A 19384-nucleotide genomic window follows, 5' to 3' on the forward strand; every position below is an offset into this window, starting at 1 on the left:
AGGCCGAGGTCTCGGTCGCGGGGCTGGTCCACGCTCGACTGTGCCTGCCGACTCCACTTCGCCGCCCCGCGCCCGGCCAGGCGACACCCACAACACCGACTCCGCAGCCGGCTCGCTAGTTCCTGCTCAGCGTCCGCGTCACCCCGGCCACCACCGCGGTCGTCAGGACCCAGCCGATCGCGATCAGTGCGTACGCCAGTCTCTGGACACCGCCCTGCGCCCAGTGCCAGTGGTCGCGCTGGCCCAGGCCGCCGATCGGTACCAGCAGGTCGAGGGTGTAGACGACCGGGTTGAACGGCGTGCCCTCGTCCTTCGTGTTCGCCACGGGGTCGTGCGCCGCGAACACGAGTGAACCGATCAGTGTGAGCAGGGCCAGCCAGATCCCGGCGATCCACGGACGGTAGCCGTATCCGACCGTGGAGTCGAGGAGCCAGCCCCAGGCTCGGCCCGCCGGCCCCAGCGTCGCCCGGCGGCTCCGCTCCCGCACGAGCAGCACGCGCCGTGCCTCGTCCTCGTGCCCGCATCTGCGGTAGTGGGAGGCGAGTTGCTCGTAGGGCTGCGGGATGTAGACGGGCTGGTGGCGCAGCCATTCCAGCCGGTTCTCGACGTCCTCGCGGCGGGTGGGCGCCGTATCGCCGAGCCAGCCGTACGTCAGCCCGTCCAGGCCCAGTGTCCTCGGCCAGGTCGAGGGGTGGTCCTGGATGCGGTCCGCGTGCGCGGTGCGCAGGTTCACGCCGCCCGCGGGCCGGTACCGGAAACGCAGATCGAGCGCCCCGGCCTGCAGCCCTACGCACATCAACGACGTGCCGGAGCCCAGCAGTTCGGCATCGTCGAAGGTCAGCAGGTCCTCTATCCGTGCGCTGCGCAGCCGTATCCTGCCGTCGGTCGTGAACCCACGTGACAGCCGTACGGTCGACGCCTTGAGCATGTCTCCTTGAAAGGCGAACACGTCCGCCGCGCCCACCGTGATCCGCGCGCCGCGCATCCAGAGCCCACCCGCCAACTCCGCCCCGGGGAAGCTGACTTCGCCTTCGGCGACGAACCCGTCCTCGCAGAACACCCCGCCCCGCATGACCAGGCCACCGGCATCTACCGCCCTCCGCCCCGGCGCGATCAGCTGTGCTCCGTCGAGCTGGAGCGCTCCCGCGATGTCCGCGTGCACGAGTTCGAGGGCCTGCTGCCCGTCCCCGCCGATGGTCGAGCGGCGCAGGTCGAGCCGCCCGCCGAACTGTGCCGTCGGTGCCCGGAAGCCGGGCAGTGTGCAGTCGACGACGCTCACCCCGAGCGTCGTCGCCCCCTCCAGACTGACGGCCTCGTCGAACCGGCACGTCTCGAACCGCAGGGACCGCCTGATCTCCGCCCCGTCCAGGAGCAACGCCCCGGTGATGTGGGCACCGCGCAGGATGTACGGCTCGGCGCCCGCCGCCTCGTCGAGGATCTCCCGCCGGACGAGTTCCGCGCCGACCGTCCGGCCGGGTTCAGGCGACATGGGCGGTGCCGAACTCGGTCCAGGCCACTGCCCCTTGTTCGCACCAGGCGAGCGGGACGGCGCTGTCGTACGGTCGGCTTGCGGTGTTCATCACGCTCCAGGCGGTCCGTCCGGCAGGGGTGCACTCTCTGCTCGAGACAGTGCCGGGGACCGCAGCATTCCACACCTGTGCGGAACCACCGGAGGTCACTGTCCCGGCGCGAGGACGTACGTGTTGAGGCTGCCCACTGTGGTCAGCGGGCTGGGGGAGCCGAGGTCGTAGCGGTCCACCGCAAGGTAGTTGGGCTTCTTGCGGGCGGCGGATGTGCAGAAGTTCTGTGCGCGGTTGAGGAGTTTGCCGTTGTCCGTCTGCGCGGTGGAGCCGATGGTGTAGTCACGGAAGTGGTTCATCACGAACAGCGGGTGGAAGGCGGACGAGTCCGTGGTGAGGGGGCGGGTGTCCCAGCGGCTGTAGCAGGACCAGTCGGAGGCACCGATTCCGCCGCCCATGGACCAGTAGTTCTCCACGGTCCACTCACGCTGGTACATCACCCCGAAGGTGTCGCGGGTGCCCCAGCCGCTCGAGGTGTCGCTCGCCCTGGTCCGGTCGCTGAAGATCAGCAGCTGCTTGCCGCGTGCGGCCAGGTCGGCCATGGTGGGCCAGCCCTTGGTTGCCACCCCCTCCTGGTCGGGCCGGTACAGCACGTCGGAGAGTCCGCTGACGGAGGCGAGGGAGGACTTCAGTACGTCGGAGGAGGCGTAGTCCTCCAGGAAGACCGTGGCGAACTGGCCGGGGTGGGCCTTGAGGAAGTCGACGATGCGCTGCAGGTCGGTGGCGAGCGGGACCGGGCTGCTGACGCCGTCGCAGCTGTTGTGGCAGAGCACGGCCTGGCCGTTGACGGCGTAGTCGTCGAGCATGAAGCCCCGTACGCCGTCGGCCAGTTGCCGGCTGATGCCGTAGCTCTGGTTGGGGAACCAGCTGACCGGGAACGTGGCGAAGTTGCCGTCGACGCCGTTGGCGAAGGCGTTGTGCGCGGTCAGGAAGGTGACCTGGTCCAGGGTGCGGGTGTCGGCGGAGGGCATCGCCGTGGTGGCGTAGGTGACCGGGGTGAGGTACCAGCGGGCGAGGTCGCCGGCCGAGCCGAGTTGTACGGCGCCGGCGTCGGAGGCGGAGCCGGTGAGGTACTGCGAGGTGCCGGGGACGGTGATCGCGTACGTGCTGTCGGCACCGCTGGTGATCGTCCACGTCGTCCCGTCCGCGCCGCAGCCGGCGGTGACCGCGGAGGTGCCGCTGCGGCCGAGACAGGTGCCGGACTCGTCGGCGTTCCGCAGCTGGTAGCCGCCGCCGACCGCGACCGGTGTCCATTGCTGGTGGTCCTCGTTGCCCTTGGGCTGGTGCGCGGCGACGGTGCCGCCGGCGTCGGCGGCGTTGCGGCCGGTGGTGTAGTTCTGCAGGTAGACCGAGGAGGTCGGCACCGCCGCCGAGGCCGTGCCGGGCAGCAGGGCGGGTGTGGACAGGGCGAGGGCGGCGGAACAGCACAGGACGCGCAGGGGGCGCAGGCGCACGGGGGGTTCCCTTCACTCCGGCACGGGCGTGCCGATGATGACCGAGACATGACATATCCGGTGACACGTGCGTTACGCCAGATGCTGCGGGCGAATTACTGTCGGCAGGCGGGTCATTGACGACCTGTCCCCCCGCTCGCCGCCTGCCATGTTTTACAGTGAATCTCACCTGACCTGGCACTTTAGGGACCTGCGAGGACACACGAGCCATGCCGACCGAAACGTTTGAGTTCCAAGTAGAGGCCCGTCAGCTGCTCCAGCTGATGATCCACTCGGTCTACTCGAACAAGGACGTCTTCCTGCGGGAACTCGTCTCCAACGCCTCCGACGCGCTCGACAAGCTGCGTCTGGAAGCGCTGCGGAACGACAGCCTCGACGTCGACACCTCCGACCTGCACATCGAGATCGCAGTCGATCCGGACGCCCGTACGCTCACCGTGCGGGACAACGGCATCGGGATGTCGTACGACGAGGTCGGCCACCTCATCGGCACCATCGCCAACTCCGGGACCGCCGCCTTCCTCAAGGAGCTCAAGGAGGCACAGGACGCCGCAGGGGCCGAGGGGCTCATCGGACAGTTCGGCGTCGGCTTCTACTCCGGTTTCATGGTGGCCGACGAGATGACCCTGGTGACCCGGCGTGCCGGTGAGACCGGCGGCACCCGCTGGTCCTCGCGCGGCGAGGGCACCTACACCCTGGAGAACGTCGACGACGCACCGCAGGGCACCGCCGTCACCCTCCACCTCAAGCCGGCCGACTCCGAGAACCAGCTGCACGACTACACGTCCACCTGGAAGATCAAGGAGATCGTCAAGCGGTACTCCGACTTCATCACCTGGCCGATCCGGCTCGTCCCGCAGCCGGGCGGCGACGGCGAGGACACGCCCGAGCCCGAGACGCTGAACTCGATGAAGGCCCTGTGGGCCCGCTCGCGCGACGAGGTCTCCGACGACGAGTACCACGAGCTGTACAAGCACGTCAGCCACGACTGGCGCGACCCCCTGGAGACCATCCGCCTGCAGGCCGAGGGCACCTTCGAGTACCAGGCCCTGCTCTTCCTGCCCGCGCACGCCCCGCACGACCTGTTCACCCGGGACTTCCGGCGCGGCCTCCAGCTCTACGTCAAGCGTGTGCTGATCATGGACGACTGCGAGGCGCTGCTGCCGCCGTACCTCCGCTTCGTCAAGGGTGTCGTCGACGCGCAGGACCTCTCGCTCAACGTCTCCCGCGAGATTCTCCAGCAGGACCGGCACATCCGGATGATCCAGCGCCGGCTGACCAAGAAGGTCCTGTCCTCGGTCAAGGAGATGAAGGCCAGCGACCCCGACAAGTACACCGCGTTCTGGCGGGAGTTCGGCGCCGTACTCAAGGAGGGGCTGTTCGGCGATCCCGACAACCGCGACGCCCTGCTCGCGGTCGCGTCCTTCGCCAGCACGCACTCCGAGGACGAGGCGACCACCCTCCAGCAGTACGTGGAGCGGATGAAGGACGGCCAGAACGACATCTACTACATGACCGGCGAGTCCCGGCAGAGCCTCGAGAACTCCCCGCACATGGAGGCGTTCCGGGCGCGCGGCGTGGAGGTCCTGCTGCTGACCGACCCCGTCGACGAGGTGTGGGTCGACGCGGTGGGCGAGTTCGAGGGCAAGGCGCTGCGGTCCGTCGCCAAGGGCGAGATCGATCTCGACGTCCAGGGCGACGAACAGACCGAGGCCGAGCGGGAGAAGCAGACCGAGGCCTACGCCGGTCTGCTGGGCTGGCTCAAGGAGCAGCTGGCCGAGGACGTGAAGGACGTCCGCCTGTCGACGCGTCTGACCGTCTCCCCGGCCTGTGTCGTCTCCGACGCCCACGACCTGACTCCGGCACTGGAGAACATGTACCGGGCCATGGGCCAGGAGGTCCCGCCCACCAAGCGGATCCTCGAGCTCAACGCCACGCATCCGCTCGTGGAGGGCCTGAACCAGGCGTTCCAGGAGCGCGAGGACCGCACCGAACTCGTGGAGACGGCCGAGCTGCTGCACGGTCTTGCCGTCCTCGCGGAGGGCGGCCAGCCGAAGGAGCCCGCGCGTTTCGTGAAGCTGGTGGCGGAGCGGCTGGAGCGCGGCCTGCACTGACGGGCGGCCTCTCGTGGAGGCACTCGGCACGGCCGGCCCGTGCCGAGTGCCTGCCCTCGAGCAGGTAGGGCTTTCTGGGGGTCAGCCCGCGCGTTATAAAGCGCACTGGGTTTGCCGGAAACTTTCGCTGTGAGCGGCGGAGAAATCTACATAAGATGTGTCCCGAGGCCACAGTTGCGTCGGTAAGAGGTGCGAGGATGACGGCGCAACGCCTGTACGCCACCGCTCAACCGGCTTTCGCGCCAGGCCCGCGTCGGGTGCGTACGGTTCGATGATCGGGAAGGCCATCTTGGCGGACAACGCAGCAGACGGACCGTCGGATCGGCAGCACGAGGAACGTGACGCGCCCAAGTCGGTCACGATCGCGTACATCGCCGAGTCGGCCGGGGTGTCGGTGCCGACCGTGTCCAAGGTGCTCAACGGAAAGTCGGGGGTGTCCGCGGCCACGCGCGCCCGCGTCGAGGAACTGATCAACCGCTACGGCTACCGCAAGCCTACCGGAGCGGGCCGAAGCAATGTCGTCGAGCTGGTGTTCCGCGAGCTCAAGGACATGTGGGCGGTCGAGATCATCCGGGGCGTGGAGCGGGTGGCGCGCCGCCACCGCGTCGGCGTCATGGTCTCCGAGTTCGGCCTGCACGACAGCGGGGCGCCCGCCTGGGACGACACGGTCGCCCGGCGCCCGAACTGCGTGCTGTCCGTGGCACAGCTCTCCGAGGCCGAACGCGAGCAACTGACCGCGAAGGGCATCCCGTTCGTCGTCTTCGACCCGGTCATGGAGCTGCCCGACGACGTCCCGTACGTGGGCGCCACGAACTGGTCCGGCGGCCGCGCCGCGACCCGCCACCTCGCCGACCTCGGCCACCGCCGCATCGCGATGATCAGCGGCCCCGAGGGTCAGCTGTGCTGCTCCGCCCGGCTGGACGGATACCGCTCGGCGATGCAGGCCGCGGGCCTGCCGGTCGATCCGGAGACCGTCGTGCATGCCGGCCTCACCCGCGACGACGGCTACGAGGCGGCGCGCACCCTGCTGGCCCTGCCCGAACGCCCGACGGCGATCTTCGCCGCCAACGACCTCCAGGCCCTCGGTGTCTACCAGGCGGCGCGCGAGGCCGGCCTGCGCATCCCGGACGACCTGAGCGTGGTCGGCTTCGACGACCTGCCGGTGGTGGCCTGGGTGGATCCGCCGCTGACCACCGTCCACCAGCCCCTGACCGAGATGGCGGCGGCGGCGACCGAGATGGCGCTCACCCTCGGCCGTGGCGAGCAGGCGCCCCAGGCGGGACTGGAGATCGCGACCACCCTGACGGTCCGGGGGAGCACCGCTCCGTTGAAGTAGGACCCAGAAGTTCCGAAACTTTCGTGTCTCTGCCACGACACTTGCCAAGCGCCATCGGCCCCGAGACCGTGGTGCGTGTCTCCCGCCCGCTCGTCATCCCGCCGGAGGGCACATGCGCAGGCTGGTTCAAGGCCACCGCACCCGCCTGATCGGGGTCGTCGCAGCCGTCGCGCCGGCCGCGGCCGGCTCCGTCACGGCCGCGGCCGGCGACGGCGCGAGCCGCTTCCGCCGCGGTCACCGCCTCCGTGTCGGTGGACGCCGGCCGCACCCTGGCCAGCATCCCGGCCACCGGCGGCGGCATGAACGTCGCCGTGTACGACGGCAACATGAACCACCCGTCGGTTCCCGGGCTGCTCAAGGACGCCGGCGTCGGCATGGTCCGCTATCCGGGCGGCAGTTACGCCGACGGATACCACTGGCAGACGCACACCGTCGAGGGCGGATACGTCGCCCCGAACACCGACTTCGACACCTTCATGGGCACGGTACGCGCCACCGGAGCACAGCCGATCATCACCGCCGACCACGGCTCGGGCACCCCCGAGGAGGCGGCCGGCTGGGTGCGGTACGCCAACGTGACCAAGGGCTACGGGGTGAAGTACTGGGAGATCGGCAACGAGGTCTACGGCAACGGCCTCTACGGCGCCACCTGGGAGACCGACCACCACGCCGGCAAGACCGCCACGACGTATGCGGCCAACCTCGTTCAGTACGCGACCGCGATGAAGGCCGTGGACCCGACCATCAAGATCGGTGCCGTGCTGACCACTCCAGGGTCCTGGCCCGACGGCATCACCGGGCCAGGCGACATGATGGACTGGAACCACGCGGTCCTCTCGATCGCCGGCTCGAAGATCGACTTCGTGATCGTGCACCACTACCCGAACGGCAACAGCCAGGCCGACCTGCTGGGCAGACCCCAGGCGGAGATCCCCGGCATGGCAGCGACCCTCCGCTCACTGATCAACCAGTACGCCGGGAGCAATGCGCCCCACGTGGGCATCGCGGTGACCGAGGCCAACGCCAACGCCTACAAGGACACCTCCCCGAACGGGCTGTTCGCGCCGGACGAGTACCTGACCTGGATGGAGAACGGCGCCTTCACCCTCGACTGGTGGAACCTGCACAACGGCACCGACTGCAGCCGTGTGACCACCGTGGAGGGCGCCAGCGACTGCGACGACGGCGGAATCCTCTCCGGCGGCGCCTCCTGCGAGCCGCCGCTGAACACGCCCTTCCCGCCCTGCTACGGCGCCCGGATGATCACCAAGCTGGGTGCGCCGGGCGACCGGCTGGTCCGCCCGCCAGTTCGACGGCGCTGGTGTCCGCGCACGCCGTGCGGCGCGCGAACGGCGACGTGAGCGTCCTCCTCATCAACAAGGACCCCGCGAACGCCGCCACGGTGACCCTGTCCTACAGCCGGTTCACCCCGTCCTCCTCGGCCACCACGACCGTGTACTCGTACCTGAAGAACGCCACCTCGATCGGTTCCGCCGCCACCGGAAGCGCCACCCGCCAGACCGTGCCGGCCTACTCGATCGTGGTCGTACAGCTGCACCACAACTGAAAGGATTCGATCAGGGTGTCGAGCAGGCCCGAAAAACGCACCACTGCCATCAACAACCCGGTCATCCCCGGCTTTCACCCCGATCCGAGCATCTGCCGGGTGGGCGAGGACTACTACCTCGCCTGCTCCAGCTTCGAGTACTTCCCCGGCGTACCCCTCTTCCACAGCCGCGACCTGGTGCACTGGACCCAGATCGGCAACGCGCTGGACCGGCCGAGCCAGCTACGCCTGCCGCTCGACTCGCGCTCCTCGGGCGGGATCTACGCGCCCACCCTGCGCCACCACGACGGGCGCTTCTGGCTGATCGTCACCAACGTCAGCAGCGACGGAAACCTGCTGGTCACGGCCACCGACCCGGCGGGCCCCTGGTCCGACCCGGTTCTGCTGCCCGAAGTCCCCGGCATCGACCCGGACCTCGCCTGGGACGAGGACGGCACCTGCTGGTGCACGGTGGCCGGGGTCTCGCAGGTCCGCCTCGACCCGTACACCGGGGAGACCTTCGGGCCCGCACGCAAACTCTGGTCCGGGATGCCCGGCGCCAAAGCCCCCGAGGCACCGCACCTCTACCGGATCGGCGACCACTGGTACCTGCTCATCGCCGAGGGCGGCACCGAACGCTGCCACGCCGTCTCGATCGCCCGTGCCCGCACGCCCGACGGCCCCTTCGAGCCGTGCCCGGACAACCCGATCCTCACCCACCGCGGCACCGACCACCCCATCCAGAACACCGGCCACGCCGACCTGGTCCAGGCACCCGACGGCTCCTGGTGGATGGTGCTCCTCGGAGTACGACCGGGCGGCGGCACCCCGGGCTGGCACGTGCTCGGCCGCGAGACGTTCCTGGCACCGGTGACCTGGGTGGACGGCTGGCCGGTCGTCGGTGAACTGTCCCTCGAGGCTCCCGTGCCCCCGTGGCCGCTGCAGCCGGGCCCCGTCTTGCCGGTCCGGGACGACTTCGTCCTGAACGAACTGGCCCCCCACTGGGTCTCGTTGCGCCATCGCCCCACGGAGCACTGCACCACCAAGGAACGGTCCGGATGGCTGACCCTGCGCGCCCGCGGAGCCTCGCTCGACGACACCGACGTGACGTTCGTCGGCCGGCGGCAGCAGCATCGGTCCTGCCGGGTGCGGACCCTGGTCGACGCGGGGGAGGGGCGCGGCGGCCTGGCCGTACGCCTCGACGAGCAGCACCACTACGACATCGAGGCGGCCTCCGGCGAGGTCCAAGTGCGGGCCCGCATCGGCCCGTTGAGCACAGTGGTGGCGTCCCGACGCGTACCTCGCGGACCTGTGGTGCTCCGCATCGAGGTGACCGCCGTCGACACGCTGAACGACGCGCGCACCGGCCCCGACACCGTGTCGATCGGCATCGAGGAACCGGACGGCACCTTCGCCGAACTCACCTCGCTCGACGGCACATACCTGTCCACGGAGGTCGCCGGCGGTTTCACCGGCCGCGTCTTCGGAATGTTCGCCGCAACCGGCACCGTCCACTTCGACTGGTTCGACTACCAGCCGCTCGACCGCTGAAGGGGGCCCTGCCCGGCCGGGAGCGGGTCCTTCCCCCTCACCCGATGGGTCAAAAAAGCAAAGGCAAGGAGAGATCTCTCCTTGCCACTCTCAACGTATAGCGCACTGGGGGGCTTGCCGCAAGGCCCCGGTCGCCGTGCAGAATCGTCGGCCGGTGCCACAACCTGCGGAAACGGGGAGCAAGTAGTGACCGAGCAGTACGTGCTGGACCTGCAAGACGTGGACGAGACCCGGGTCGCGGTCGTCGGCGGCAAGGGCGCACACTTGGGCGGACTGTCGCGGATCGAAGGCATCCGCGTACCGGGTGGGTTCTGTGTGACGACCCACGCCTTCCGCCGGATCATGGCGCAGGCGCCGTCGATCGACGACCGGCTCGATGAACTGTCGCGCACCACCTCGGACGACCGGGAGGCGATCCGCACGCTCAGCGCGCAGATCCGCCGGACCATCGAAGAGACTGCCGTCCCGGCCGATCTCGCGGCGGCGATCACCCGTGCGCTCGGCCGGCTCGGCGAGCATGCCGCGTACGCCGTCCGGTCCAGCGCAACGGCGGAGGACCTGCCGACGGCCTCGTTCGCCGGCCAGCAGGACACCTACCTCAACGTGGTGGGGCCGACGGCGGTCCTGCAGCACGTCAGCCGGTGCTGGGCCTCGCTTTTCACCGAGCGGGCCGTGACCTACCGTCAGCGCAACGGCATCGACCACCGCACGGTCCTCATGGCCGTGGTCGTGCAGCGGATGGTCTTCCCGCATGCCGCCGGCATCCTGTTCACGGCCGACCCGGTCACGGGCAACCGGAAGGTCGCCACCGTGGACGCCGGCTTCGGCCTCGGCGAGGCCTTGGTCTCCGGCCTGGTGAACCCGGACGTCTACAAGGTGCGCGGCGGCGAAGTCGTCGCCAGGACGATCGCCGCGAAACAGCGTGCCGTCCAGGCCCTGCCGGCCGGCGGAACGCAGGAAGTGGCGATCGATTCACAGCGCCAGGAGCAGCCGGCGCTGACGGATGCGCAGGTCGTGCAACTCGTGCGGCTCGGGCGGCGGATCGAGGCGCACTTCGGGCGCCCGCAGGACATCGAATGGTGCCTGGTCGACGATGACTTCCAGATCGTTCAGAGCCGGCCGATCACCACGCTGTTCCCCGTCCCCGAGCGGGACGACGAGGAGAATCACGTCTATCTCTCCGTCGGCCATCAGCAGATGATGACCGACCCCATGAAGCCCCTGGGCATCTCCGTGTGGCAGCTGACGGCCATGGCACCGATGCTCGAGGCCGGCGGCAGGCTGTTCGTCGACGCCACCCGCCGCCTGGCCTCGCCCGCGAGCCGCGCCGCCCTGCTGGAGCTTGTCGGCAGAGGAGATCCTCTGATCAGGGACGCCCTGGAAACCGTCCTGGAACGTGACGACTTCATCCCGTCGCTCCCGGACGGGGGCCCCGTCGGGCCGCCGGCCGGCGGCGCGTCCGCCCCGACCGAAGCCGATCCGGCCATCGTCGGCGAACTGATCGAGCGCAGCCGGACGTCCGTCGCCGCCCTGGAGCGCGACATCCGTACCAGGAGCGGACCGGAGCTCTTCGACTTCCTGCGGGAGGCCTTCGAGGAGCACAAGCGAGTCCTCAGTGATCCGCTGAACATGCAGGCGATCATGGCGGGGATGGAGGCCACATGGTGGCTCAACGACAAGCTGGAGGAATGGCTGGGCGAGAAGAACGCAGCCGACACGCTCACGCTGTCCGCCCCCGACAACATCACCTCGGAGATGGGACTGGCGCTGCTCGACGTCGCCGACGTGATCCGCCCGCATCCGGAGGTGGTGGCGTTCCTGCAGGGCGTCGAGGACGACGGCTTCCTGGACGAACTGGGGAAGCTCACGGGCGGGGCCGAGGCGCGTGATGCCATCGAGGCCTACCTGGACCGGTACGGCATGCGCTGCGTCGGTGAGATCGACATCACCAGGCCGCGTTGGCGTGAGCGCCCCAGCACGCTGGTGCCCGTGATCCTCGACAACGTCAGGAACTTCGAACCGGGCGCCGCCGAGCGGCGTTTCGAGCAGGGACGGCACAAGGCGCAACAGAAGGAACAGGAGGTGCTGTCACGCTTGCGGGCCCTGCCGGACGGGGACCGGAAGGCCGACGAGACCAAGCGCATGATCGACCAGGTCCGGGCCTTCATCGGATACCGGGAGTACCCGAAGTACGGCATCATCAGCCGCTATTTCCTCTACAAGCAGGCCCTGCTGGCGGAGGCGGAGCGGCTCGTGCAGGCAGGTGTGCTCCCTGAGCGGGAGGACATCTTCTACCTCACGTTCCAGGAACTCCACGACGTCGTGCGCTCACACCAGGTGGACGACCGGCTCATCCAGCAGCGCAAGGATGCGTTCCGGTCCTACCAGGCGCTCACACCGCCCCGGGTGCTCACCTCGGATGGCGAGGCCCTCACCGGGGCCTACCGGCGCGACGACGTGCCGGCCGGCGCCCTGGTCGGGCTGCCGGTGTCCGTCGGGACCGTCGAGGGAAGGGCCCGCGTCATCCTGGACATGGCACAGGCCGAACTCGAAGCGGGCGACATCCTGGTCACGCCCTTCACAGACCCCAGCTGGTCACCGCTGTTCGTCGGAATCGCGGGGCTGGTGACGGAGGTGGGCGGCCTGATGACCCATGGCGCAGTCATCGCCCGCGAGTACGGCTTGCCGGCCGTAGTCGGCGTGGATCAGGCCACCCGCCTGATCCGGGACGGACAACGGATCCGCGTGCACGGAACCGACGGGTACATCGAGATCCTGTCTTGAAGCCCCCTCAGCCGGTGTGAAGGATCCGAAAGCGATCGGGCTGCCCCGGATCCCGGTCGACGACCTGGACCGGGGGCTCGGCCCATTGCCACACGCCGATGCCCGGCACGCGGGAGAACCGGATCAGCCCGCGGCTCCCTTCGACTGCGACGCACGGCCAGGACTCGGCGATGCGCGCCCGGTCCACGCCGTGCGAGCGCAGCACTCCGGCGAGGACGGCGATCGTGTCGTAGCCCTCGAAGGCGACGAAGGAGGGCGCTTCGGTGAGCCGTTCGCGAAGGGCCTTCTCGACCCGTGTACCGAGCGGGCTCAGACGTTCGGGCAGATAGCGCAGGAAAGGGATCCCGGCGCCGTCGTCGCCCAGCAGCGTCGCCCACTCCGCGAACTCCGGTTGCCCGGCCGGAGCACCCATCATGATCCCGGCGAGGCGCCGGTCGCGGCGGACGGACCGGACGATCGGCACAGCCGGCTCCGGGTGGCCGACCAGAAGAAGGAGGGCGGTCGCACCATGCTGGACCAGTTCGTCGCACACGTCCGCCGAGGTCAGAGCCCTCATGTCGAGCTCGATGACGGTGCCGCCGTGTGCAGCGAGGTACTCGCGCAGGATGCGGGTCCCGGTGGCCCAGTAGACGCTCGGCTGGGCCGCCACGGCGATACGACCGTGGCCCGCGCCGAGGAGGAAGTCCGCGTAGGCCCGCCAGCCCTGCGACTGCGGCGGGGAGAGGCGCGCGACCCATTGCGTCGGCTGCTCGGTGAGCGCGTCGAGAACCGCTGACGAGCAGAGATACGGCAGACCGAGGGCGTCGGCCCTGGCGGCGGCGGCGCGAGCGACGACGCTGTGGTACTCACCCGCCAGGGCAGCCACGCCCAGTCCGGCCAGTTCGTCCACGGCCGCCGCGGCCCTGTGGGGATCAGCCGCGGTGTCCCGGACCACCAGCTCGAGCGGTCTTCCGTCGATCCCGCCGCCGTCATTGACGTCACGGACGGCCAACTCGAGCCCGGCGAGCAGGTGTTGGCCTGCCTCGACCCAGCCGGGTCGTGTCAGCGGAGCGAGAGCGCCGATCAGGACGGAGGATCCGTCCACTCCAGGTGCGGACGCGTGCGTATTCATGCGGCGGCCTCGCCCGAGCAACGAAGCGGCCGCAGTCGCCCGGGGCCGCACGAGTTCATCTCATCCCGCCGCGGCGGGCGCACCTGGGTGATCATGCCGGCCATTGCATCCACCACCCTCGCGAACAGGCAACCGGTTATCGCCCCCGGAGCCGTACGCGCCGAGCATGGCCCGGCTTGAGCGTGCTGGCGCTGGTACGACGCTGGTGTGACGGAAGGTGAGGACCAGGCCGGGCTACCCTGCCCTGTCATGCAGCAGACGCGCCTCGACACCGCTCGGATCAGGGCCGCCCGCCGGATGATCGACCCCGTCTTCCTCGACACCCCGCTGTACCGCTGCGAGGCGCTGGAGCCCGGTCTCGGCTGCGCGGTGAGTATCAAACTCGAAACGGCGAACCCGGTCCGCAGCTTCAAGGCCCGCGGCACCGAGGTGGTCGCGAGTCTGCTCGCCGGCAAGGGCTCGCGCGCCGTGGTGTGCGCCAGCGCGGGCAACCTCGGCCAGGCCCTCGCCTGGTCGGGCCGTGGGCGTGGGCTCGACGTCACCGTCGTGGCCTCCCGCTTCGCGACCGCGGCCAAGCTCGAGCGCATCCGCGCGCTGGGCGCCACGCTGGAACTGGTGGACGGCGACCACGAGTTGGCCCGTGAGCGGGCGGCGACCATCGCGCGCAACGAGGGCATCCGGCTGGTGGAGGACAGCCTGGACCTCGAGACCTGCGAGGGCGCGGCGACCATCGGCCTGGAACTCGTGGAGGCACGGCCGTCGTTCGACGCAGTCCTGATCGCTCTCGGCGGCGGGGCACTGGCCACCGGTGTCGGGCATGTGGTGAAGGCCCTGGCGCCCGCAGCCGAGGTGATCTGCGTCCAGCCGCTGGGCGCACCGGCGATGACACGGTCGTGGCACAGTCGGCGTGTCGTCACCACCGACTCGACCGACACCATCGCCGACGGCGTCGCCGGCCGGTATCCCATCCCCGCGGTCCTGGACGACCTCCTGCTGGTCGCCGACGACGCCGTCCTGGTCCAGGAGGCGTCGATCATGGCCGGAATGCGGATGCTCTTCGACTACGCCGGCCTGGTCGTCGAACCGTCGGCCGCGCTCGGCATCGCGGCCGTCCTCGAAGACCGTGCCCGCTTCGCCGGCCGCCACGTGGTCACCATCGTGTGCGGCAGCAACGTCGATGTGGACGCCTACCACCGCTGGATCGGCACGGCGCCCGGCAACGGGAGTTGACGACAGCCCGAGCCATCCGGAGGGGCGTCTGCCGCACCGTAAGGGCCCGGCAGACCAAGCCTGAACGTGCGGATGACGGCCCCGGCTGCACCGCAGCCACGGACTCCGGGACAGCGTTCTTCGGCTTCTTCCGCCACCTCGTCGCCGACGCGACCGGCAAGATCGCCATCGGCGAGGCCCTCCAACAGGCCGGGGGGAACGACAGCGGCGACGCCGCCCGGGCATCGGACGGATTGCGCCGAGCCGTCGGTGCGCTGCTTCAGCAGGCCCAGCGCACCGGCGCCGTCCGGGACGACGTCGAACTGCCCGAGGTGTACGACTGCTCGTCGCCACCTCACGAGCCTCGGCACGCGGCCGCCTCGAGGAAGGGGTACGGGACCGGATGCTGGCCATCGCCTTCGACGGCCTTGCCCCGCCACCGGCCACGCGGCGCAGGTGAACACCGGGGCATGCGTCACACCGGCGTACGGACGACCCGCCAGGCAGGCGGTCAGGTCGGGCTCCTGGGATCTCGGCCGGGATGGACCTGAAAGGGCGCCAGGACTCGCCGTCCTCGGCGCAGGAGTGCTTCCGTCCCCGGCGCCCGCGCTCACCTCACGGCCGCACCGAACCACGTGGGCAGCCGCCCGAGCAGCTCCTGCTGGTCGTCACCGACCCACGCCACATGACCGTCCGGCCGTAGCAGGACCGCGGGCACCTCCAGCTCCTCGCAGACGTCGACGACGTGGTCGACCCGGTCCGCCCAGCCTGCCACCGAGAGCCGGCCGGTCCGGTCGAGCAGCAGCCCGCGGCCGCGGTGCATCAACTCGTAGAGACGGCCCCGCTTCAGCTGTACGTCCCGCATGCGCCGGCCGAGCAGGTCGTGTCCCTCACCGAAGTCGTAGCGGATCCCGATCGCGGTGATCTTCTCGATGAGGTACCGGTTCACCTCCTCGAAGTCCATCAGCTGCGACAGCAGCCGGCGCACCGCCCGCGGGCCGGGCTCGGTGGACATCAGCTCCATCTGTGCACGGGTGTTGTCCAGGACGTCGGCGGCCACCGGGTGGCGTTCGGCGTGGTAGCTGTCCAGCAGCCCCTCCGGTGCCCAGCCGTCCACCTCGGCGGCCAGTTTCCAGCCGAGGTTGAACGCGTCCTGGATGCCGAGGTTGAGCCCCTGGCCGCCGGTCGGCGGATGGATGTGTGCCGCGTCGCCCGCCAGCAGCACCCGGCCCACCCGATAGCGCTCGGCCTGCCGGGTGGCGTCGCCGAACCGGGACAGCCGGCGCGGGGAGTGCACCCCGAAGTCGGTGCCGGCGACCGCCCGCAGCCGTTGCTTGAACTCCTCGAAGGTCGGCGGAACCGTGCGGTCCGCGGCCAGCCCTTCGGCGGGCACGACGACACGGAACACCCCTTCCCCGAAGGGCCCGACGCCGAAGCGCTTCTGCGTCTTGCGGACTTCGGCCACCACGGCAGCCACCTCCTGCGGCGGCGCGGCGACCTCCATCTCACCCAGCAGCGTCTCGACCCTGCTGGGCTCGCCGGGGAAGCCGACACCGAGCAGCTTGCGTACCGTGCTGCGGCCACCGTCGCAGCCGACGAGGTACCGCGAACGCAGCCGGGCGCCGTCGGCCAGTTCAGCAGTAACCCCGTCCTCGTCCTGGCAAAGCCCGGTCAGCTCGCAGCCGCACCGGATCTCGGCGCCGAGCTCGATCGCGCGCTCAGCCAGCAGACGATCGGTGGTGGGCTGCGGAATGCCGAGGACATAGGCATGCGCCGAGTCCAGCCCCTCCGGCCAGGGCTTGTCGATGGCGGCGAAGAAGCCGCCGACCTTGTCGTGGCGCCGACCGTGCGCGAGGAACCGTTCCAGCAGACCACGCTGGTCCAGCACCTCGATACTGCGCACATGCAGACCGAGCGCACGCACATATGTGGTCGGCTCTACCTCCCTCTCCAGGACCACCACCTGCACGCCGTGCAGACGCAACTCGGCCGCCAGCATCAACCCGGTCGGACCACCCCCGGCAATGATCACGTCGATGATGAATCCCCCTTGAACAAGGCTGCGTTTCCGCAGGTCCTGGCTTCGGCTGGAGATTCTGCGGTACGACCGGGGCCTTGCCGCAAGGCCCCCTGTGCGCTATAAGTTGAGAGTGGCAAGGAGTGAATTACCTCCTTGCCTTTGTCATTTGTTCCAACGGTCCGCACGATTGCGGACGGCATCGCGGCAGCGGCAACCCCATGGTTGGGACGGTGTACGGACCTGGCAGACCCTCGACAGGGACCTGGCCGTGTCGGCGGTGTTCCGCTCGGGCGGGCACGTCGGGCTGACCTGGACGCTCCGTCCCTGGCACAGCTTTCCCGGCAGTTGGAGCGCGTCGGTCACCATCTGGCTCGAGGCCGGCGAACAACTCGCTGCCGCGGCATCGGACACCCGGCACTTCCTGGAAGGGAATCTGTCGTGACGATCGGCCTGCGCCTTGCCTGGCACGTCGTCGGACACGGCTGGGCCGACTGCACGGTCAGCGGCTGCCAGGCGGTCCTCGTGCTCACTGCCTGCACCACCGCTGGTCACCGTGGACTGAAGGCCCGCTCCGTACTGATGTACAACGGCACCCACGTACTCATGCACTACGGAAGGGCCCGAGCCCATGACAGGAACACGCCCCGTCCGCTGGGGTGTCCTCGCCACCGGTGGCATCGCCCATGCCTTCGCCGAGGATCTGCGCCTGATCCCGGACGACGCCGAACTCGTCGCCGTGGGCTCCCGCAGCACCGATGCCGCCCAGAGATTCGCCGACCGGCACGGCATAGCCCGGGCCCACGGCAGCTGGCAGGGCCTGGCCGAGGATCCCGAGGTCGACGTCGTGTACGTCGCCACCCCGCACTCGGCCCATCGCGCGGCGGCCGCCCTCTGCCTGGAGGCCGGGAAGGCGGTGCTGTGCGAGAAGCCGCTCACCCTCAACCTGGCCCAGGCGCGGGACCTGGTGACGATCGCCCGCAAGCGGAACGTCTTCCTGATGGAGGCGATGTGGACCTACATCAATCCCGCCGTGCTGCGGATGCGGGAGCTGATCGCCGACGGTGCGATCGGCGAAGTCCGCTCCGTGCACGCCGACTTCAGCATCGCCGTGCCCTACGACGCCACGCACCGGCTGCACGACCCGGCCCAGGGCGGCGGCGCCGTGCTCGACCTCGGCGTCTACCCCGTCTCCTTCGCGCACCTGCTGCTGGGCGCCCCCGACGCCGTCTCGGCCTGGGCGCACCTGAACCAGGGGGGAGTCGACGACAACACCGGCATCCTGCTCGGCTACGACAGCGGAGCCGTCGCGGTGCTCTCCTGTTCCCTGGGCACCGAGACCGCACAGCACGCCTCGGTCAACGGCACCCGGGGCCGCATCGAGTTCGCCCGTGACTTCTTCCACGCGGGCGGCTTCGCCCTGCACCGCCAGGGCCACGAGCCCGAGGAGATCCGCCTGCCGGCCTCCCCGGGCAACGGCTACACCCACGAGGCACTGGAGGTGGCCCGCTGCCTGCGCGCCGGCCTCACCGAGTCGGCGTACGTCCCGCTGGACGGCACACTCGCGGTCATGGCGACCCTGGACGCCGTACGAGAGAGCATCGGAGTGCGCTACCCGGGCGAGTGAGTCAGCACTGGACGCGGTACTTCAGGTGGGTCGTGGTCGACGACGACCTCGCTGCCGGGCTGTGCAGCCGTCGAAAATGCGTTGAGCGGGGTGATCTTCGGCGGGTAGTGTCCAGGACACCGTGACGTCGCGCGAGAAGCCGAGGAGGTGAGACCCATGAACGTGGTAGCTGTGTGGGTGCTCCCCCTCTTCGTCACGGGCGGGCGATCGATGTAGGTGTCGCCGGGAGCGCCTCGACAACAAGGCACTCCCGAAAGGCAACACCTATGCACTCTTTGCAGTTCACCGCCGAAGCGTCGTCGAACGGCATGATCGAGCGCGACTTCACCCTGGGCGAGGTCCCCGGCGTCCTCTGGTCGCCGGTTTCCGGTGAGCGTGCGCCCCTGGTTCTGATGGGGCACGGCGGCGGCAATCACAAGAAGCACCAGGCGATGGCGGGCCGTGCGCGGCTCCTGGTGACTGGCTGCGGCTTCCATGTCGCGGTCATCGACGCGCCCGGTCACGGCGACCGGCCGCGCACGGCGCACGACGAGCAGGAGATCGCCGTCATGCAGCGGGCGATGGCGACGGGCGAGCCGGTCGGCCCGATCGTCGTCCGCTACAACGCCCACCTGGCCGAGCGGGCCGTACCGGAGTGGCAGGCCACCCTGGACGCCCTCCAGGAACTGCCGGAGATCGGCACCGGCGGTCCGGTCGGCTACTGGGGCCTGAACATGGTTCACCGCGATCGGCGTGCCGCTGACGGCGGCCGAACCGAGGATCACCGCCGCGGTCTTCGGCCTCCACTGGCCCGACGTCCTGGCCGAGAAGGCGAAGCAGATCACCATCCCGATCGAGTTCGACATGCAGTGGGACGACGAGCACATCCCGCGCGAGGCCGGTCTGGCGCTGTTCGACGCCTTCGCCTCGGCGGAGAAGACCCTGCACGTCAACCCGGGCAGGCACAAGCAACTGCCCCGGTTCGAGGCCGACAGCGGGGTCCGCTTCTTCGCCCGCCATCTGCGCCGGGTGGTCACGTCACCGGCCTGACGTGACCTGCTCGAAGGGGTGACGGC

At 69.8% G+C, this 19384-nt stretch carries 14 protein-coding genes and 1 pseudogene; 11 read left to right on the forward strand and 4 right to left on the reverse strand.

What is annotated here, in order from left to right:
- Positions 1-115 precede the first annotated feature (115 nt).
- Together ACFY1E_RS31465 and ACFY1E_RS31470 are read right to left on the reverse strand one after the other, a co-directional pair.
- Complete coding sequence (locus tag ACFY1E_RS31465) at positions 116-1489, reverse strand: oxidoreductase (protein ID WP_389081739.1); 1374 nt, start codon at positions 1487-1489, stop codon at positions 116-118.
- 186 nt (positions 1490-1675) lie between these two features.
- Positions 1676-3028, reverse strand: coding sequence for an RICIN domain-containing protein (locus ACFY1E_RS31470; RefSeq protein ID WP_389082243.1), 1353 nt, complete (start codon positions 3026-3028; stop codon positions 1676-1678).
- A gap of 215 nt (positions 3029-3243) precedes the next feature.
- Here ACFY1E_RS31470 and htpG point away from each other — a divergent pair, with 215 nt between their 5' ends.
- The 6 genes from htpG (at position 3244) to rph (ending at position 12365) form a co-directional block, all read left to right on the forward strand.
- Positions 3244-5148, forward strand: a complete 1905-nt coding sequence (gene htpG / locus ACFY1E_RS31475; RefSeq protein ID WP_389081742.1) for a molecular chaperone HtpG — start codon at positions 3244-3246, stop codon at positions 5146-5148.
- A gap of 271 nt (positions 5149-5419) precedes the next feature.
- On the forward strand, positions 5420-6484 hold the full coding sequence (locus ACFY1E_RS31480; RefSeq protein ID WP_389081744.1) for a LacI family DNA-binding transcriptional regulator: 1065 nt from the start codon (positions 5420-5422) through the stop codon (positions 6482-6484).
- A gap of 245 nt (positions 6485-6729) precedes the next feature.
- Positions 6730-7845, forward strand: a complete 1116-nt coding sequence (locus ACFY1E_RS31485; protein ID WP_389081746.1) for a hypothetical protein — start codon at positions 6730-6732, stop codon at positions 7843-7845.
- Entirely contained in the window at positions 7842-8051 is a 210-nt protein-coding gene (locus ACFY1E_RS31490) for a hypothetical protein (RefSeq protein ID WP_389081748.1), read from the forward strand. Before ACFY1E_RS31485 ends, ACFY1E_RS31490 begins: the two co-directional genes overlap by 4 nt.
- Before the next feature lie 15 nt (positions 8052-8066).
- Positions 8067-9581: a glycoside hydrolase family 43 protein gene (locus ACFY1E_RS31495; protein ID WP_389081750.1), complete on the forward strand. Its 1515-nt coding sequence runs from the start codon at positions 8067-8069 to the stop codon at positions 9579-9581.
- A 186-nt stretch (positions 9582-9767) separates the two neighbouring features.
- Positions 9768-12365, forward strand: a complete 2598-nt coding sequence (rph, locus tag ACFY1E_RS31500) for a rifamycin-inactivating phosphotransferase (protein ID WP_389081752.1) — start codon at positions 9768-9770, stop codon at positions 12363-12365.
- A 7-nt stretch (positions 12366-12372) separates the two neighbouring features.
- Here the strand turns inward: rph and ACFY1E_RS31505 are convergent, their stop codons facing one another.
- Positions 12373-13476 (reverse strand): ABC transporter substrate-binding protein, encoded by a 1104-nt coding sequence (locus ACFY1E_RS31505; RefSeq protein ID WP_389081754.1) that lies wholly within the window; start codon positions 13474-13476, stop codon positions 12373-12375.
- Positions 13477-13725: 249 nt separating this feature from the next.
- Between ACFY1E_RS31505 and ACFY1E_RS31510 the strand changes: the two genes are divergently transcribed.
- Positions 13726-14706 carry a threonine/serine dehydratase gene (locus ACFY1E_RS31510; protein ID WP_389081756.1) on the forward strand — a complete coding sequence of 327 codons (981 nt, stop codon included), beginning with the start codon at positions 13726-13728 and terminating at the stop codon, positions 14704-14706.
- Positions 14637-15236: a hypothetical protein gene (locus tag ACFY1E_RS31515; RefSeq protein ID WP_389081759.1), complete on the forward strand. Its 600-nt coding sequence runs from the start codon at positions 14637-14639 to the stop codon at positions 15234-15236. The genes ACFY1E_RS31510 and ACFY1E_RS31515 overlap by 70 nt, the downstream gene beginning before the upstream one ends.
- Positions 15237-15295: 59 nt before the next feature.
- Here ACFY1E_RS31515 and rox read toward each other — a convergent pair whose 3' ends face one another.
- On the reverse strand, positions 15296-16726 hold the full coding sequence (gene rox, locus ACFY1E_RS31520; protein ID WP_389082246.1) for a rifampin monooxygenase: 1431 nt from the start codon (positions 16724-16726) through the stop codon (positions 15296-15298).
- 109 nt (positions 16727-16835) lie between these two features.
- Between rox and ACFY1E_RS31525 the strand changes: the two genes are divergently transcribed.
- The 3 genes and pseudogenes from ACFY1E_RS31525 (at position 16836) to ACFY1E_RS31535 (ending at position 19358) form a co-directional block, all read left to right on the forward strand.
- The gene (locus ACFY1E_RS31525; RefSeq protein WP_389081761.1) at positions 16836-17147 is read left to right on the forward strand and encodes a DUF6228 family protein; all 312 of its coding nucleotides are present in this window, start codon (positions 16836-16838) and stop codon (positions 17145-17147) included.
- 186 nt (positions 17148-17333) lie between these two features.
- Positions 17334-18329: a Gfo/Idh/MocA family protein gene (locus tag ACFY1E_RS31530; RefSeq protein WP_389081763.1), complete on the forward strand. Its 996-nt coding sequence runs from the start codon at positions 17334-17336 to the stop codon at positions 18327-18329.
- Between the two features lie 266 nt (positions 18330-18595).
- Positions 18596-19358: pseudogene (locus tag ACFY1E_RS31535) on the forward strand (alpha/beta hydrolase).
- Positions 19359-19384: the final 26 nt, after the last annotated feature.

It is taken from the genome of Streptomyces sp. NPDC001604, from assembly GCF_042893475.1.
In the GTDB taxonomy this organism is placed as follows: Bacteria; Actinomycetota; Actinomycetes; order Streptomycetales; family Streptomycetaceae; genus Streptomyces.

What these genes read in the sequence shown, in the direction of transcription:
- ACFY1E_RS31465 (WP_389081739.1), bottom strand. Translation starts at nt 1,489, where the DNA reads ATGTCGCCTGAACCCGGCCGGACGGTCGGCGCGGAACTCGTCCGGCGG.
- htpG (WP_389081742.1), top strand. Translation starts at nt 3,244, where the DNA reads ATGCCGACCGAAACGTTTGAGTTCCAAGTAGAGGCCCGTCAGCTGCTC.
- ACFY1E_RS31480 (WP_389081744.1), top strand. Translation starts at nt 5,420, where the DNA reads ATGATCGGGAAGGCCATCTTGGCGGACAACGCAGCAGACGGACCGTCG.
- ACFY1E_RS31505 (WP_389081754.1), bottom strand. Translation starts at nt 13,476, where the DNA reads ATGAATACGCACGCGTCCGCACCTGGAGTGGACGGATCCTCCGTCCTG.
- ACFY1E_RS31510 (WP_389081756.1), top strand. Translation starts at nt 13,726, where the DNA reads ATGCAGCAGACGCGCCTCGACACCGCTCGGATCAGGGCCGCCCGCCGG.
- ACFY1E_RS31530 (WP_389081763.1), top strand. Translation starts at nt 17,334, where the DNA reads ATGACAGGAACACGCCCCGTCCGCTGGGGTGTCCTCGCCACCGGTGGC.